We start from the raw sequence: 17153 nt of genomic DNA on the forward strand, positions 1-17153 counted from the left end.
TTGGACAAGAATCAGATTAAGCAAAGAGGCGATGATCGCCGTCACCGAAAAGATTGCTAATGCAGCGGCCGCACAGATCAGGGTGATCTGTATTGCTGCCAACATCTTTGGTGTGATGCCAACAACGACCGCATTTCTTAAATTGACTGCCGCGTACTGATACCTCTAAGCCATCATTACTTAACTCAATATTGGCACTTGAAGTAATAGTGACAAAACGTAAGTCATTCTCAAGCGAGTGCAAGATAGCGAAGTCAGTGTCACCAAGCTTAATGGTGAGTTCAGCTTGCAGGGATGAGCCTACATTGCCTGCCTCGCGCTCCACCTCAATAGCCTTGGTCACTTCTGAACGAATCTCGCGAATGCGATTCCATTTGCCGAGTAATTCTTCTGAGTTGGCGATTTCTGGGAAAGTACCAAATTCTTCCATGAAGATAGATTCAGACAGTTTCCTGCTGGGATCTTTAGGGAGATCTTGCCAAGCTTCTTCTGCGGTAAATGAGAGGAACGGAGACAACCACTTCAAGAGATTGCGCGTGATATGGAAAAGCGCATTTTGAGCCGCTCTACGATCTGCAGAATCAGGGGCGCTGGTGTAGAGGCGATCTTTCAGAATGTCTAAATAGAAGCCACCTAAATCTTCTGAGCAGAAAGTAAGCATGCGCGCGACTGCAGGATGGAATTCATAAGCCTTGTAATGTGCCTCAATATCACTCTGCAATTGATTGGCTAGCGCTACTGCATAGCGATCAATTTCTAACCACTGATCTGTAGGCATTGCATGTTTAGCGGGATCAAAATCCGAAAGATTCGCTAGCAAGAAGCGCAAGGTATTGCGGATACGACGATAGCTTTCAGTAACGCGTTTCAGGATTTCATCAGAGATCGTCATCTCGCCCGAATAATCTGTCGAGGCAACCCAGAGGCGAATAATTTCTGCGCCGAGCTTATCTGCCACCTGTTGTGGGGCAATCACGTTACCCACCGATTTACTCATCTTGCGACCTTGACCGTCAACAGTAAAGCCGTGAGTTAAGAGTGCTTTGTAAGGGGGTTTTCCGTCTAGCATCGCGCCGGTGAGCAATGAGGAGTGGAACCAGCCGCGGTGCTGGTCTGAACCCTCTAAATACAAATCTGCTAAACGACCGGTAGGGGTTTCTGCGTCTGCAGTGAGCAGCTCGTCGCGATGCGATCCACGAATCACATGCCAATGGGTTGTGCCAGAATCAAACCACACATCTAGTGTGTCGCGATTCTTTTCATATTGAGAAGCTTCATCACCGAGTAACTCAGAAACTTCGAGTTGCTGCCAGGCTTCAATTCCACCTTTTTCTACGCGCTTTGCAATTTCCTCGAGTAACTCGACTGTGCGTGGATGTGGATCCCCAGTTTCTTTGTGAACAAAGAAGGCCATCGGCACGCCCCATTGACGTTGCCGTGAGAGCGTCCAATCAGGGCGATTGGCGATCATGCTATGTAAGCGCTGCTTGCCCCATGCAGGGAAGAAGTCGGTGCTATCGATGCCGGCCAAAGCAGTTTCACGTAAGCTGGCTTTACCATCAGATGGTTTTTTATCCATGCTAGCAAACCATTGTGAGGTCGCGCGGTAAATAATCGGCGACTTGTGGCGCCAGCAATGCATATACGAGTGGGTATAGGTTTTGTCACGCAATAAGCTTCCTGCCTCACGCATTGCTTCTACGATTTTTGGATTCGCTTTCCAAATGTATTCGTTGGCGAAGAGCGGCAACCAGGACGCATACACACCATTTCCCATTACTGGATTCAAGATGTCTTTGTCCACAAGCCCATTTGCTTTGCAAGACTTAAAGTCTTCTTCGCCATAGGCTGGGGCAGAGTGAACAATGCCTGTGCCAGTATCGAGCGTGACATATTCAGCTACATAGATTGGTGAAAGACGTTTGTAGCCTTCGTGTAAAGAAGCGAGAGGGTGCCAAAAAGAAATATTGGCGAGTTTCTCACCAAGGCAGGTGGCGATGACTTTGCCTTCGAGACCGTAATCTTGTAAACAGATCTCGACACGATCTTTTGCAAGTATTAATAATTTGCTACCAACATCCACAAGTGCGTAAGTTAACTCTGGGTGAACATTCATTGCTTGGTTAGCAGGAATAGTCCAAGGCGTTGTTGTCCAGATCACAATCTGACCAGGCTTATTGGGTAGATCCTCCAATCCAAATGCTTTGGCAAGCTGTGGACGCTGCGCATCATCAAACGCAAAACCTACATCGACTGTTGGATCAGTTTTATCTTGGTATTCCACCTCAGCTTCTGCAAGCGCAGAACCACAATCAAAACACCAGTTCACTGGTTTTAAGCCTCGGAATACGTAACCCTTTTCCCAAATCTTGCCTAGTGCACGAATTTCATCAGCTTCGTTGCGGTAATTCATAGTGAGATAAGGGTTGTTCCAGTCACCCAATACGCCTAAGCGCTCGAAATCTTTCTTTTGCTTGCCTACCTGCACTTGCGCATAGGCACGGGCTTTAGCCTGTACTTCAGCCGTGGGCAGATTCTTGCCAAACTGCTTCTCAATTTGAATCTCAATTGGCATTCCGTGGCAATCCCAGCCTGGTACGTATGCGGAATCAAATCCCATCAACCAGCGGGATTTCACAATCATGTCTTTCAGAATCTTATTAACCGCATGACCAATATGAATATCGCCATTCGCATAAGGAGGGCCATCATGCAAGATGAACTTTGGTTGACCAGCATGAGCCGCACGAATCTTTTCGTAAAGCTTATTTTTTTGCCATTGCGCAACCCATTGCGGTTCGCGTTTTGCTAGATCGCCTCGCATCGGAAATGCGGTATCTAGTAAATTGACTGGATAGTTATTTTCTTTTTCAGACATAAGATTTTTTCTGGAAATAATTTCTGGCGTGCTTTGCGTCTTGCGCAATCGCATTTGTGAGAGTGTCGAGGTCATCATACTTTTCCTCGTCACGAATTTTTTCTAAAAGTTCAACGGTAATGATTTTTCCGTAAACATCCTTTTGATAATCAAATATGTGGGTCTCAAGTAACACGCGACCTTCATCTTCCACCGTAGGCCGCACGCCTAGGCTAGCTACAGCTGGCAAAGGTTTGTCGCTAAGCCCCAGTACTTGCGCAGTGAAGATGCCAGTAGTCGCTGGCTTGCGATGATGTAAGTGATTGGCTACGGCTAAATTTAAAGTGGGGAATCCTAATTTGCGACCAAGTTGTTGCCCATGAATGACGTGTCCAGAAACTCCATAAGGGCGACCAAGTAATTTTTCTGCTTGCTTCATATCACCATTTGCAAGAGCGGTGCGCAATGCTGAACTCGAAATACGCTCACCATCTTCAGAAATCGTTTGAATGCTGGAAACTTCAAATCCATATTTTTCACCAGCCGCTTTGAGGCTTGCAAAATTACCTGCTCGCTTAGCCCCATAGCAAAAGTCATCACCAATCAAAATCCATTTGGTATTGAGTCGTTTGACGATAATCTCTGAAACAAACTCTTCCGGCGAAAGGCGAGCAAATGCGGAATTGAAATGCTCAACAACGACTCGATCAATACCTAGATCCGCAAGAGCAGCCAATTTGTCGCGCAAATTCAGAATTCGGGGTGGGGCTTGTTCGGGGGAGAAAAATTCCTTTGGGTGGGGCTCAAAGGTCAGTACGCAGCTGGCCAAGCCTCTTTCCCGAGCGCCAGCAACCAACTGCTTGAGCAGGGCGCGATGACCCCTGTGCACGCCATCGAAATTTCCGATGGTGAGGGCACAAGCAGGTCCTGCGGAAAACGGGGTCGAGCCACGAAATACGTTCACAAAATCGCCTTCTGGGTAGCCATCAATTATATTGTGGGCATGCTTTCTATCGTTACCTTAATCTCCGGCCGCGGATCCAATTTCGAGGCTATCGTTAAAACGGCTCAAAAAGAGCAATGGCCAGTCAAATTTGCAGCGGTTATAGCGAATCACTCCGCAGCTAAGGGCCTTGATTTTGCTCGCTCGCAAGGTATTCCAGCCTTTGCAATAGAGCATAAAGAGCACCCTACCCGAGAATCCTTTGATGCCGCTCTGATCCAGAAAATTGATGAGCTTGGAGCTGATTTGGTGGTCTTAGCTGGTTTTATGCGGATTTTGACCCCGAGTTTTATTCGTCATTTTGGGGGTCGTTTAATCAATATTCACCCAGCCCTTTTGCCGGCCTTCCCAGGCTTGCATACCCATGAGCGCGCCTTAGAGGCGGGGGTTAAAGAGCATGGGGCTACAGTGCACTTTGTGACCGAGGGTGTCGATGAGGGGCCGATTATTTGTCAGGCTTCCGTGCCAGTGCTCGAAGGTGATGATGCCGATACACTTGCTGCTCGAGTTTTGAAGGCTGAGCATCAGATTTATCCTCGAGCCGTAAAATGGTTTCTTGACGGACGATTGCGCATTGAAGGTAATCAAGTGAAGTTACAACCCCCAGAATCGCAATTATTTAAATTATGAGCGCAGAACGTTCCAATCCAAAATCCAATAAGCGCTTAGGTCCGCAAAAAAGTTATGCGGCTAAATCAAAAGATCCATTGCGCCGTCCGGAGCGACGTAATGCCAGTGGCAACTTGATTGCGCCTGAAGGTCAGAAAAATTTCTCAAATGCGAAAGCTTTGCCGCAGCATGCGATTCATTTAGAGCGCTTACTTCCAGAATTACTGCAGTTTGATCAACCCGCTGATCGGATTGTTAGTCGTTATTTTCGATCTGAGCCAAAGCTTGGTAATCGTGATCGAGCGTTGATAGCAGAGAGTGCATTTGCTATTTTGCGTCGTAAAAATGAGTTCTCACAATTTGCCTCTAGTGGCGAGGGATCACAGGCTAGACGCTTAGCCCTATTGGGTTTGCTGTCCGCTCTTTCTGAAGGTGGGCTTGGTTCAGGCAATCGTGCGGAGAGTGCGATTGCGGACTTGGCGCATGTTCTCAAGCCTGGTGAGTATGAGTGGTTGCAACGAATTTCAACGGTAGATCCAAGTTCTTTAAATCCACTAGTGCGCAACAATTTGCCTGAGTGGTTGTGGGATGCCTTTAGAAAATATCCAGGTGAAGATACTCGTGAAGAATTAGCGAAATCTTTGATGCATCCCGCTTCTTTAGATTTGCGCGCAAACACGATGAAGACCAATCGCGAGGAATTACTTGCGCAGATGAATGCATTGGGTGGTCGTTATCAAGCTACTCCAACTCCGTTTGCACCAGATGGTGTGCGCATTATGGGTAAACCCGCTTTGCAAAATACTGCAGGCTTTAAAGCAGGCATGTTTGAAGTGCAAGATGAAGGAAGCCAGTTGTTGGCCTATTTGCTGGCTCCAAAACGTGGCGAAATGGTTGTTGATTTTTGCGCTGGCGCCGGTGGCAAGACATTGGCAATTGGCGCGTTGATGCGATCCACAGGCCGCCTATATGCATTTGACACATCTGAACGTCGCTTAGCCAATCTCAAACCGAGACAAGCTCGAAGTGGTCTTTCTAATGTTCATCCTGTGTGGATTGATTCTGAGAATGACGCCAAGATCAAACGCTTAGCCGGAAAGATAGATCGTGTTCTGGTTGATGCCCCTTGTAGCGGTATGGGCACCTTGCGCCGTAATCCTGACCTGAAGTGGCGCCAAACCCCAGAGGGTGTTGCGGAATTGAATCAAAAGCAAGCCAGCATTTTGAATTCAGCAGCTCGCCTCTTAAAACCAGGTGGTCGCTTGGTATATGCCACTTGCAGCCTATTACCCCAGGAAAATCAAGGAGTTGCAGAGGATTTCCTCAAGAATCACCCTGATTTTGAGGTGGTTCCAGCGGCTGAGGTCCTCAAGCCATTGTTCCCAAAGGAAAAATTACCATTGGGCTGTTCCGCAGAAAATCCTTGGTGGCAATTGTGGCCGCATATTCACGGTACGGATGGCTTTTTTGGGGCTGTTTTTCAGAAAAAGAGCATTAAATCTGAAAGCCTAGAAATGCAAAAACCTAAGAATTAACGAAAGATAGGTCAAAAAAAGCCTGAAAAGCGTTAAAATGAAAGCTGATACTTAAAGGACACACTTTTGAATACAGTTTCAAGTTCAGGTTTTGATTTATTCCTTAACTGGCTCGCCAATGGATATTTAGATTGGTCTTGGTGGCAGATTACTCTGTTCACGTTGATTGCCACCCACATCACGATTGCCGCAGTAACTATCTTTTTGCATCGTTGTCAGGCGCACCGTGCCCTCGACCTGCACCCGATCGTTTCTCATTTCTTTCGTTTTTGGCTTTGGCTTACTACCGGCATGGTGACCAAGGAGTGGGCCTCGATCCACCGTAAGCACCACGCCAAGTGCGAGACAGTTGACGATCCCCATAGCCCGCAAATTCTAGGCATTGGGACCGTGCTATCCCGCGGTGCTGAGCTTTATAAGCAAGAGGCAAAGAATCAAGAGACCATGGACAAGTTTGGTCATGGCACTCCAGATGATTGGCTCGAGCGCAATGTTTATGCGAAGTTCACATGGCAGGGTGTTGCCATCATGCTCATCATCGATGTGTTTTTATTCGGCGCAGTTGGCTTAACTGTTTGGGCCGTGCAGATGCTGTGGATTCCAATCACTGCCGCCGGCATCATTAACGGCATTGGCCACTACTGGGGTTATCGCAACTTCGATTGTGAAGATGCCTCAACCAATATTTTTCCTTGGGGCATTTTGATTGGTGGTGAAGAATTGCACAACAACCATCACACGTTTGCCACTAGCGCGAAACTTTCTAACAAGTGGTATGAATTTGATATTGGTTGGTTGTATATTCAAATGATGAGTGCAGTAGGTTTAGCTACTGTGAAAAAGACGCCGCCAAAACCAGTTTTAAGTGATTTGCGTCCTGCCGATCAAAATACATTAGAAGCAATCATTGCAAATCGTTATGAAATCATGGCGCGTTACAGCAAGACATTGCGTAATTTCTTTAGTAATGAAGTGCAACATATGCAAGTATTGGCATCCCATTTAAGCGACGCTCGCACTTGGTTAGTTAAAGATGAGTCCCGCTTAAGCGAAGAAGAGAAAGCTAAGCTAGAAGAGCTAATGGCTAGTAATGCACAGCTTCGTAAGATGATCGAAATGCGTCGTGATCTTCAGGCTATCTGGGGTCGTTCAACAGCAACCCGCGAGCAATTGGTTTCACAATTGCATGCTTGGTGTCAGCGTGCTGAAGATAGTGGCCTAGCAAGCTTGCGAGAGTTCTCTTTAAGATTGCGTCGTTATGCCTGAGGAATTAAATTAATCAATAAACAGGTTAAAAAGAAATCCAAAATGGATAATAAAAAACCCGCTGCTTAGCGGGTTTTTTATTTACTTCAAGTAATGCTCAGTGTCGATTACTTGAGTTTTGTTTCTTTATAAGCAACGTGCTTGCGAATGGTTGGATCAAATTTCATGATCTCCATTTTCTCAGGCTTTGTACGCTTGTTTTTTGAAGTTGTATAGAAGTGACCAGTACCAGCTGATGACTCTAATTTGATTTTTTCTCTGCCGCCTTTAGCCATTTGTGCGCTCCTTAAATTTCGCCACGTGCACGGAGATCAGACAAAACAGCATCGATGCCATTTTTGTCGATAACGCGCAAACCAGCATTGGTTAAGCGCAAGCTAATCCAACGGTTTTCAGATTCAACCCAGAAACGACGGTTTTGCAAATTCGGCAAAAAGCGACGCTTCGTTTTATTGTTTGCATGGGATACATTGTTGCCAACCATCGGCTTTTTCCCAGTGACTTGGCAAACTTTTGCCATGACTAACTCCATTAATTGCGAAAAAGAAAGATTGTATCAGTCAAAGCCTAATTTGGGCTAGCCCCATGTGGCTTTGGCGGTGGGCCTACGGGGTCCAAAAGACGTGAAATTGGCCATAAAATCACAATATATTTCTTGTATGTTAGTAAACACTATCAATTTTATTCAATATCCATAAGGCCAGACTCGGAAAAGGAGAAAAATCCACCATTACTCACGATGCAGTGGTCTAGCAAGGGTATATCCACTAGCTGCAAGGCTTTAATGAGGGTTTGAGTCAAATCTTGGTCTGCTTTACTGGGTAGGGGTTTGCCACTGGGGTGGTTGTGGGCAACGATCAGGGCGCTGGCATTTCTGGAAAGGGCTTCTTTGAGGATTTCTCGGGGGTATACCGCCGTATGGGTAATTGAGCCCCGAAATAGCTCTTGGCATTCAATTAAGTGCAGCCCTGAGTCTAGATAGAGGCAGAGAAAAACCTCGTGGGGTAGACCCCCAATTTTGGCCTGTAAAAACTCTTTGACGCGACCTGGAGAGGAGAAGATTGAGCGTTGGGCAAGATCATCTTCAAGGCTGCGTTTGACCAGTTCATAAGCTGCTTGAATCTGACTCCACTTGGAAAGCCCCATTCCATGAATGCGGGTAAATTCAACGGGACTGCTAGCGAGAAGGCGGGGTAAGCTACCAAAGTGATGCAAGAGATCGTTTGCTAGGGTGACGGCATTTTTTCCTTTAACCCCAACCCGCAAAAATATCGCAAGTAATTCTGCGTCAGTGAGGCATTTGGCCCCATGCAAACGGAGCTTTTCTCGGGGCTGTTCATTTTTGGGCCATTGGGGTATTGAAGAGTGCACTCCTGACGCAGGGCTAGATACAATCACCTTATGACTAAGCTTACTGTTTTGCCCAACTCCTATTTGACTCTGAACTACCGGCTGACCTTGCCCAATGGGGAGGATTACATCAATACGTTTGTTGATCGCCCTGCGACGGTTCTGATGGGTTCTGGACAATTTGCGCCTTGCTTTGAGAGGGTGTTGTTGGGATTAGGTGTTGGTGACAAGAAGAGTGCTGTACTTTCGCCGGGGGAAAGTTTTGGCGATCGTAAAGAAGATTTAGTACAGTGGGTTTCATTGAAAGCGCTGAAAGAAGGGCGCGATGATGATGTGGAATTTAATCCTGGCGATGTGATTGAATTCAATGCTCCTGGCGGCGCTCAATATGCAGGTGTTTTGCAATCGATTGATGACGAAGGTGCATGGTTTGATTTCAACCACCCTTTGGCCGGCAGGGAAGTTACCTTTGAAGCGCAGATTGTCGCTATTCTTTAAAGCAATATGAGTGGATCTGATCACGCAGAAATTTTGATGGCACAACCCCGCGGTTTTTGCGCAGGGGTCGATCGTGCAATCAATATTGTGAATGAGGCGCTGGTGCGCTTCGGTGCGCCGATCTATGTGCGCCATGAAATTGTTCATAACGCTTACGTAGTAAATGAATTGCGCGAAAAAGGCGCAGTGTTCGTGGATGAATTGCATGAAGTGCCCAAGGGTGGAATCGTCGTGTTTAGTGCGCATGGCGTATCTCAAGATGTGCGCAAGGATGCCGAGCAACGTGGCTTGCAGGTGTATGACGCGACTTGTCCTCTTGTGACTAAGGTGCACCTTGAAGTGGTCAAGATGTGCAAAGAGGGTTACACGGTATTGATGATTGGTCATGCAGGGCACCCCGAAGTAGAGGGCACCATGGGCCAAGTGAAAGAAGGCGTTTTCTTAATCGAAAAAATTAGCGATGTAGAAAAGTTGCCGTTCCCAAGTGATGAAAAAATTGCTTTTGTAACGCAAACAACTTTGTCTGTTGACGAGACTAAAGAGATTGTTGAGGCGCTCACCAGAAAATTTCCTAATATTGTTCAGCCTCGCAAACAAGATATTTGTTACGCCACTCAGAATCGACAAGATGCCGTGAAATTTATGGCGCCTCAAGTCGAGGTCGTTATTGTGGTGGGTAGTGCGACAAGCTCGAACTCTAATCGCTTGCGTGAACTCTCAGAAAAATTAGGCGTACCTTCCTACATGGTAGATGCCCCAGAGCAGTTAAAGCCTGAATGGTTTACGGGAAAAAAGCGAGTGGGCTTAACGGCGGGCGCATCCGCTCCCGAGAGTCTTGCTCAATCCATAGTGGCGCGCATTCAAGAATTTGGCCCACGTAGTGTCCGACCTTTAGCCGGCGTTGTCGAAGACGTCACTTTTTCTTTACCAAAAAATTTAGTTGATTGAAGTTTGATTCATAACAGAGGAGCTGTAGATGATTAATTCCAATGCATCAAAAGTGAATTTTATGAAGAGCGCGATTGCCTTATCGGTAACTGCATTAATTTTGACGGCTTGTGGAAAGGGCGGCGATAAAGCAGCTGCCGTTCCTGCTGATGGTGTTGAGGTCAAGATTGGACACGTAGCTCCATTAACTGGACCTATCGCTCATTTGGGCAAAGACAATGAGAACGGCGCGCGTTTAGCCCTTGAAGAAATCAATAAGGCCGGCTTAACAATTGATGGCAAAAAAGCAGTTTTGACTTTGGTTCCCGAGGACGATGCTGAAGATCCAAAAACTGCTACACAGGTTGCCCAAAAATTAGTTGATGCAAAAGTAGTCGGTGTTGTGGGCCACTTGAACTCTGGCACCAGTATTCCAGCATCGAAGATTTATAGCGATGCTGGCATTACCCAGATTTCTCCATCTTCAACCAATCCCGATTACACCAAGCAAGGCTTCAAGACAACTTATCGCCTAGTGGCAACTGATGCTCAGCAAGGTCCTGCTTTAGGTAATTACGTTGCAAACACTTTAAAAGCAAAAACAGTTGCGATTATTGATGACTCTACTCAATACGGCAAAGGTCTAGCTGATGAGTTTGAGAAGACTGTAAAAGCTGCCGGCCTAAAAGTGGTGACTCGTGAGGCAAGCAATAATAAAGCGACTGACTTTAAGGCTATTTTGACCAAGGTAAAGGGTAGCAAACCGGACGTCATTATGTATGGCGGCATGGATGCTACCGGTGGTCCTTTGGCTAAGCAAGCTAGTGAGCTAGGCATTAAGGCAAAGATTGTTGGTGGTGACGGTATGTGTACTGAAAAGCTAATCGAGCTTGCAGGTGAGGCGGTAGTGAACGTTACTTGCTCAGAAGCAGGTAAAGCCCTTTCTAAAATGGCTCAGGGTGCAGATTTCCAGAAGCGTTACAAAGAGCGCTTTAATTCTGATGTGCAAATTTATGCACCATTTACCTACGATGCTGTATACGTTTTGGTAGACGCAATGAAGCGCGCTAATTCAACTGATCCAGCAAAAATCTTAGTTGCAATGCCTGATACTAAAATGAATGGTTTGATTGGCAATATCGCTTTTGATAGCAAAGGTGATATGAAAGAAGGCGTGATCACCTTGTACGACTTCAAAGACAAAAAGAAAACAGTTCTTGACGTCATCAATATGTAAGAAGTCTTGAAAGAGCGCCGAATATTCGGCGCTCTTTTTATCGAAGCTCGGTAATGGATATTTTTCTTCAGCAAATCATCAATGGCTTAGTGCTTGGTAGCATCTATGCCTTGATTGCTTTGGGTTACACCATGGTGTATGGCGTACTGGGGATTATTAATTTCGCGCATGGCGAAGTGTTGATGATTGGCGCAATGGTGTCTTTGTCATTGCTGCGCCTAATTTTAGGTTTGACCAGTGGGTTGCCTGGATGGCTAACCCTCTTAATTGTTTTACCGGTCACGATGGCGGTTTGTGCTGGCTTAAGCTATTGGATTGAGCGGATTGCCTATCGTCCCTTGCGTAATGCGCCCCGCTTGGCGCCATTAATTTCCGCTATTGGCATGTCAATTCTTTTGCAAACAATAGCGATGTTGATTTGGTCACGAAATCCGATGACCTATCCACAATTACTTCCATCAACCCCGATTGAATTGGGTGCTACTGGCGCAACGATAACTGGTAAAGAAATAGTCATCGTTCTGGTGGCATTAGCAGTGATGTGCGGACTGTTGTTCTTAGTTGAGAAAACGAAGTTGGGCAGAGCAATGCGCGCAACTGCGGAACAAACTCAAATTGCCTCCTTGATGGGTGTGAACCCCAATCGCGTGATTTCGATCACCTTTATGTTGGGTGGCGCACTTGCGGGATTAGCTGGCGTGATGATTGCCAGCAATTACGGCAATGTGCATTTTTATATGGGATTCATTCCCGGCCTTAAAGCCTTTACTGCGGCTGTCTTGGGTGGCATCGGGAATCTACAGGGCGCCATGTTGGGCGGTCTCTTATTGGGTTTAATTGAGGCATTGGGCGCCGGCTATATTGGTGAGCTCACTGGTGGTGTCTTTGGTTCCAATTACCAAGATATTTTTGCCTTCTTAGTATTAATTTTGGTGTTAGTGCTTCGACCCACTGGTTTGCTAGGCGAGAAAGTTTCTGATCGTGCTTAAGAAGCTTGCCCAGAATCATCTCAGTCGTAATGCCTATCTTGGCTTGGGCGTAATTGCACTTGTTTTATTGCCATGGATCGTGGGTGCCGGTGGCGGTAACTACTGGGTGCGAGTTCTAGATTTTGCTCTGCTCTATATCGTGCTGGCTTTGGGTCTAAATGTAGTTGTGGGATTTGCCGGCCTCTTGGATTTAGGTTACATCGCCTTTTATGCTCTTGGTGCATACAGCTACGCTTTGCTTGCTTCCCCACATTTGCCAAATCATTTTGAAACTATTGCCGCTGTGTTTCCACGGGGTCTGCATTTTTCGCCTTGGATGGTTGCAGTATTTTCAATTGCGCTAGCAGCGCTCTTTGGGATTGTGCTGGGTTTGCCTACATTGCAATTACGCGGCGATTATTTGGCGATTGTGACTTTGGGCTTCGGTGAAATCATTCGTATTTTTATGAATAACTTAGATCGCCCTTTGAATCTAACCAATGGTCCAAAAGGGATTACTGCAATTGATCCCTTGCAGGTATTTGGCATCACGTTTACCAAGCCGTTGGATTTAGGGTTTATTCAGATTCCAGGTTTGTATTTGGTGTTTTACCTTTTTCTAACCTTGGCGGTTCTGGTTACTATCGTTTGTTTGCATTTGCAAAATTCTCGAATTGGTCGCGCTTGGGTTGCTATTCGTGAGGATGAGATCGCAGCCAAAGCGATGGGTATCAATACCCGTAATATGAAATTACTGGCCTTTGCGATTGGGGCCTCATTTGCTGGTGTAGCAGGCGTCCTTTTTTCTGCTTTTCAAGGATTTGTATCGCCAGAATCTTTTACTTTGTGGGAATCCATCGTCGTACTAGCAATGGTTGTTCTTGGAGGGATTGGCCATATTCCAGGTGTGATCTTGGGTGCGATTGTGTTGGCAGTATTTCCTGAGGTATTACGTGGGGTTGCTGAGCCCGTCCAGAAGATGGTTTTTGGTCATGTGATTGTCGATGTGGAAGTGATTCGTCAATTGATCTACGGCTTAGCCTTAATTTTGATCATGCTCTATCGTCCTGGTGGAATTTGGCAGAAGCGGGGTGACCAATGACCGCGCATTTGTTATTGGATGTCGCTGATGTATCTAAACGCTTTGGTGGATTGCAGGCGCTCGACTCTGTTGGCCTGCAAGTTCCTCATGGTGCGATTGTTGGTCTAATTGGTCCCAATGGTGCTGGTAAAACTACGTTCTTTAATGTGATTACCGGCCTTTATCCTGCTGATTCCGGAATTTTCTTATTTGATGGAGCCTCTTATTTTCCAGAGTCAGTATCGCAAGTCACAAAATCTGGATTGGCGAGAACTTTTCAAAACATTCGTTTATTTGGCGAGATGTCTGTCCTTGAGAATGTGATGGTAGGTTGCCATTGTCGATCTAAGGCAGGATTGCTTGGCGCAATTTTCCGTTTTCCCTCTACTTGTCGTGAAGAGCTACAGATTCGAGAAAAGTCGCTTGCGTTACTGGCCTATGTTGGCTTGAGCAATTACGCAGATACGCAAGCCCGCAACCTCTCTTATGGGCATCAACGACGTTTGGAGATTGCTCGAGCATTAGCAACCGAACCGAAGTTATTGGCATTGGATGAGCCAGCGGCTGGTATGAATGCCACTGAAAAGTTGGAACTACGTGAGTTGCTATTGCGTATTCGTGCCGATGGAAAAACGATTCTGTTGATTGAGCATGATGTGAGCTTGGTAATGGGTATTTGCGACTATCTAACAGTGCTCGATTACGGTAAGGTGATTGCCTCAGGTAAGCCGGCTGATGTGCGCGAACATCCCGAAGTGATTAGGGCTTATCTTGGTCAGGGGGCTGCTTAATGAGTGCACTGCTCAGGGTTGAAGATTTGAAGGTAGCCTACGGCGGCATCAATGCGGTTAAGGGCATTGATCTGCATGTAAATCAAGGTGAGCTAGTTGCTTTAATTGGCGCCAATGGCGCTGGCAAAAGCTCTAGTCTTAAAGCTATCGCTGGTTTACTGACCCCAACCGCAGGCGCCATTCAATTTGCTAACGAGGAAACTAATGGTCAGCCCGCTTATGAATTGGCTCGATTGGGTCTTGGTCTAGTCCCGGAGGGGCGCGGTGTATTCAAGCGCATGACCATCCTAGAAAATTTACAGATGGGTGCCTTTTTGAAGAGCGATTCCAAGGCAATTGAGCGCAAGCTTGAAGAGGTCTTTCAATATTTCCCGAGATTGAAGGAGAGACTTTCTCAATTGGCTGGAACACTTTCTGGTGGTGAGCAGCAAATGGTGGCAATGGGTAGGGCAATGATGGCTGAGCCAAAACTATTGTTGCTTGATGAGCCTTCAATGGGCTTATCCCCCATCATGGTTGAAACCATCTTTGATGTGGTGCGCAATCTCTCCAAGAATGGCATGACCATTTTGTTGGTAGAGCAAAATGCACGTCTTGCCTTGCAAATGGCGGATCGGGCTTATGTGATGGAAAGTGGGTTGATTGCACTCACTGGCCCTGGATCGGAATTACTTCAAGATCCAAGGGTGCGTACCGCCTATTTAGGTGAATAAGCAGTTACTCCATAACTACTAAGCAGTTTCTTTAAGAAGCTCACGTAAGATATTGCACATCTGCAAGATCTCATCATTGCTGACATTGAGTGCTGGCATAAAGCGCAATAAGTTCGGTCTTGGTGAGTTAATCAATAAACCTTCGGGGCTGCGATCACGAGCTAACTCGACTAATTTTGATCCAATATCCTTGCCAAGCATGAGCGCACGCAACAAACCCTCGCCGCGTTCGCCTTCTAAGCCAAACTCTGCTGAGAGTTTGAGAAGCTCAGATTTCAGGAGCTCGCCTTTTGCTTTAACGCTATCCAAAAATCCTGGGGCCAATAGTTGCTCGATCACGCTGATACCGACCGCAGTCATGAGTGGATTGCCATTGTAGGTGCCGCCTTGATCTCCAGGCACAAAGCAAGCTACAGCATCGGTTGCCATAAGCGCTGCAAGAGGCACGCCACCACCAATGCCTTTACCCAAAGTCATGATGTCTGGTTCGATGCCAAATTGTTGATAGGCAAATAAGGTGCCCGTACGACCACAGCCAGCCTGTACTTCATCCACAATCAACAGAATGTTGTTTTCTTTGGTGAATTTGCGCAACGCTTGCATAAATTCTTTAGTGGCTGGTATCACGCCACCTTCGCCTTGCACGGGCTCGAGCATGATTGCAACGGTTTTATCTGTAACTAATTTTTTAACAGAATCTAAATCATTGAGATCCGCTTTAGGAAAACCTGGCACTTGGGGAGCAAACATCGTATCCCAACCTGGTTTGCCTGAAGCACTCATAGTCGCCAAAGTGCGGCCATGAAAGCTGTGATCAAAAGTGATAATTTCAAAGGCGCCATTTTTATTGAGCTGACCCCATTTGCGAGCTAGCTTGATTGCACCTTCATTTGCTTCTGCACCGCTGTTTGCAAAAAAGACTTTGTTGAAGCAACTATTAGCCGTGAGCAAATTAGATAAGCCAATCATTGGCTCGTTGTAAAACGCTGGACTTGGATTGATGAGTTTCTTTGCTTGAGCATTGAGCGCAGCAATCATTCCTGGGTTACCGTGTCCTAGACAGTTCACCGCCCAGCCTTGCAAGAAATCCAAATAGCGCTTGCCATTGTTATCGGTTAACCAAGACCCATCTCCCTCAACCATGATCACGTCTGGACGTTGGGTGATAAACATCACTGAATGGGTATCGATAGGAGCGGGTGTGTTCATGCTGATTTGGTAATGAAATGGGATTACAAGGGCTAAAGTCTTCTATTATCTAACTTTATTGAGTTGGGTTTGTTGCTAAATCTGCGGCGCTGGTGAAGGAGTCTGCAAAAAACTCTTCCTCAGGTAACTCGCATTTCGCAGAAAAGTCGGTTCTAGCGGCATTCACCATTACTGGCGCTCCGCAAGCATAGACCTGAAAACCCTTAAGACTTGGATGGTCTTGCATTACCGCTTGATGGACAAACCCGGTGCGGCCTTGCCAAGCATCTTCAGGGAGGCCATCCGAGATCACGGGAATGTATTGAAAATTCGGAATATCTTTTTCCCAAGCTTTGCAAAGATCGCTTAGGTAGAGATCGCTTGGCCTACGTCCGCCCCAGTAGAGATAAATAGGCCTTTCAATCTTTTTGGCTTGCATTTGCTCGATGATGGATTTGATCGGTGCAAAGCCAGTGCCTGCTGCTAAAAAGATAATTGGTTTCTTAGAGTCTTCTCTCAAGAAAAAGCTCCCTAAAGGCCCTTCAAAACGCAGGATATCTTTTTCTTTTAAGGCGGGATCGGATACTCCAAATACAAAGTCAGTGAATAAGCCGCCCGGTAAGTGACGAATATGAAGTTCTAATGGACCCTCTTGATCGGGGGACGTGGCAATCGAATAGGCGCGGCGCTGACCATCCTTTAATAAGAATTCGATATATTGACCTGCTAAGAACTGGAAGCGCTCTGCAGCAGGTAGTTGCAGTTTCAGAATGGCAACATCATTGCTCGGTTTGCTAATCGTGTTGACCCTGCAAGGCACTTTACGAATAGCAATATCCCCGGCACCTTGAACTTCACGCGCTTCGATGAGCAAGTCAGACTGGGGGTGTGAGCAGCAAAATAGGATGCCACCAGCGGTTTCATCAGCCTTACTGAGGGCGCTTTCGCTATGTTGACCATGGCTTACCTTGCCTTCAACCACTTTTCCTTTGCAGGATCCGCAGGCGCCGTTTTTGCAACCATAGGGCAAGTTAATGCCTTGACGTAATGCGGCCTCCAAGAGGGTTTCATCTTGGTTAACAGTAAATTGTTTGCCGCTCGTTTTGAGCGTGACTTGGTAAGACACTCTC

17 protein-coding genes are annotated in these 17153 nt (G+C 46.5%); 10 read left to right on the plus strand and 7 right to left on the minus strand.

Annotated elements, in window-relative coordinates; genetic code table 11:
- Nucleotides 1-16 precede the first annotated feature (16 nt).
- Together ileS and ICV39_RS04705 are read right to left on the minus strand one after the other, a co-directional pair.
- Entirely contained in the window at nucleotides 17-2896 is a 2880-nt protein-coding gene (gene ileS / locus ICV39_RS04700; RefSeq protein ID WP_371816570.1) for an isoleucine--tRNA ligase, read from the minus strand.
- Nucleotides 2871-3821, minus strand: a complete 951-nt coding sequence (locus ICV39_RS04705) for a bifunctional riboflavin kinase/FAD synthetase (RefSeq protein ID WP_215390705.1) — start codon at nucleotides 3819-3821, stop codon at nucleotides 2871-2873. Before ICV39_RS04705 ends, ileS begins: the two co-directional genes overlap by 26 nt.
- 39 nt (nucleotides 3822-3860) lie before the next feature.
- Here ICV39_RS04705 and purN point away from each other — a divergent pair, with 39 nt between their 5' ends.
- From purN to ICV39_RS04720, 3 genes are all read left to right on the plus strand, one after another.
- Complete coding sequence (gene purN / locus ICV39_RS04710) at nucleotides 3861-4490, plus strand: phosphoribosylglycinamide formyltransferase (protein ID WP_215390706.1); 630 nt, start codon at nucleotides 3861-3863, stop codon at nucleotides 4488-4490.
- Nucleotides 4487-6004: an RsmB/NOP family class I SAM-dependent RNA methyltransferase gene (locus ICV39_RS04715; protein WP_215390707.1), complete on the plus strand. Its 1518-nt coding sequence runs from the start codon at nucleotides 4487-4489 to the stop codon at nucleotides 6002-6004. Before purN ends, ICV39_RS04715 begins: the two co-directional genes overlap by 4 nt.
- Nucleotides 6005-6070: 66 nt before the next feature.
- Nucleotides 6071-7270 carry an acyl-CoA desaturase gene (locus tag ICV39_RS04720; protein ID WP_215390708.1) on the plus strand — a complete coding sequence of 400 codons (1200 nt, stop codon included), beginning with the start codon at nucleotides 6071-6073 and terminating at the stop codon, nucleotides 7268-7270.
- 107 nt (nucleotides 7271-7377) lie between these two features.
- On the opposite strand, the gene rpmG is transcribed toward ICV39_RS04720, so the two are convergent.
- From rpmG to radC, 3 genes are all read right to left on the minus strand, one after another.
- Nucleotides 7378-7545: a 50S ribosomal protein L33 gene (rpmG, locus tag ICV39_RS04725; RefSeq protein WP_015421876.1), complete on the minus strand. Its 168-nt coding sequence runs from the start codon at nucleotides 7543-7545 to the stop codon at nucleotides 7378-7380.
- A gap of 11 nt (nucleotides 7546-7556) precedes the next feature.
- On the minus strand, nucleotides 7557-7790 hold the full coding sequence (rpmB, locus tag ICV39_RS04730) for a 50S ribosomal protein L28 (RefSeq protein WP_011903570.1): 234 nt from the start codon (nucleotides 7788-7790) through the stop codon (nucleotides 7557-7559).
- A 161-nt stretch (nucleotides 7791-7951) separates the two neighbouring features.
- Nucleotides 7952-8641, minus strand: a complete 690-nt coding sequence (gene radC, locus ICV39_RS04735; protein WP_371816571.1) for a DNA repair protein RadC — start codon at nucleotides 8639-8641, stop codon at nucleotides 7952-7954.
- 30 nt (nucleotides 8642-8671) lie between these two features.
- Between radC and ICV39_RS04740 the strand changes: the two genes are divergently transcribed.
- The 7 genes from ICV39_RS04740 (at nucleotide 8672) to ICV39_RS04770 (ending at nucleotide 14835) form a co-directional block, all read left to right on the plus strand.
- Nucleotides 8672-9118, plus strand: a complete 447-nt coding sequence (locus ICV39_RS04740) for a peptidylprolyl isomerase (RefSeq protein ID WP_215390710.1) — start codon at nucleotides 8672-8674, stop codon at nucleotides 9116-9118.
- A gap of 6 nt (nucleotides 9119-9124) precedes the next feature.
- Complete coding sequence (gene ispH / locus ICV39_RS04745; protein WP_215390711.1) at nucleotides 9125-10066, plus strand: 4-hydroxy-3-methylbut-2-enyl diphosphate reductase; 942 nt, start codon at nucleotides 9125-9127, stop codon at nucleotides 10064-10066.
- A 61-nt stretch (nucleotides 10067-10127) separates the two neighbouring features.
- Nucleotides 10128-11282 (plus strand): branched-chain amino acid ABC transporter substrate-binding protein, encoded by a 1155-nt coding sequence (locus ICV39_RS04750; RefSeq protein WP_371816572.1) that lies wholly within the window; start codon nucleotides 10128-10130, stop codon nucleotides 11280-11282.
- Between the two features lie 53 nt (nucleotides 11283-11335).
- On the plus strand, nucleotides 11336-12271 hold the full coding sequence (locus ICV39_RS04755) for a branched-chain amino acid ABC transporter permease (RefSeq protein ID WP_215390713.1): 936 nt from the start codon (nucleotides 11336-11338) through the stop codon (nucleotides 12269-12271).
- Nucleotides 12264-13352: an ABC transporter ATP-binding protein gene (locus tag ICV39_RS04760; RefSeq protein ID WP_215390714.1), complete on the plus strand. Its 1089-nt coding sequence runs from the start codon at nucleotides 12264-12266 to the stop codon at nucleotides 13350-13352. The genes ICV39_RS04755 and ICV39_RS04760 overlap by 8 nt, the downstream gene beginning before the upstream one ends.
- Nucleotides 13349-14122, plus strand: a complete 774-nt coding sequence (locus tag ICV39_RS04765; RefSeq protein WP_215390715.1) for an ABC transporter ATP-binding protein — start codon at nucleotides 13349-13351, stop codon at nucleotides 14120-14122. The genes ICV39_RS04760 and ICV39_RS04765 overlap by 4 nt, the downstream gene beginning before the upstream one ends.
- The gene (locus ICV39_RS04770) at nucleotides 14122-14835 is read left to right on the plus strand and encodes an ABC transporter ATP-binding protein (RefSeq protein WP_215390716.1); all 714 of its coding nucleotides are present in this window, start codon (nucleotides 14122-14124) and stop codon (nucleotides 14833-14835) included. The genes ICV39_RS04765 and ICV39_RS04770 overlap by 1 nt, the downstream gene beginning before the upstream one ends.
- A gap of 18 nt (nucleotides 14836-14853) precedes the next feature.
- Here the strand turns inward: ICV39_RS04770 and ICV39_RS04775 are convergent, their stop codons facing one another.
- A complete protein-coding gene (locus ICV39_RS04775; protein WP_215390717.1) occupies nucleotides 14854-16044 on the minus strand; it encodes an acetylornithine transaminase in 1191 nt (396 codons plus the stop codon).
- A gap of 55 nt (nucleotides 16045-16099) precedes the next feature.
- Complete coding sequence (locus ICV39_RS04780; RefSeq protein ID WP_215390882.1) at nucleotides 16100-17149, minus strand: CDP-6-deoxy-delta-3,4-glucoseen reductase; 1050 nt, start codon at nucleotides 17147-17149, stop codon at nucleotides 16100-16102.
- Nucleotides 17150-17153 lie beyond the last annotated feature (4 nt).

The organism is Polynucleobacter sp. MWH-UH25E, assembly GCF_018687095.1.
GTDB lineage: Bacteria > Pseudomonadota > Gammaproteobacteria > Burkholderiales > Burkholderiaceae > Polynucleobacter.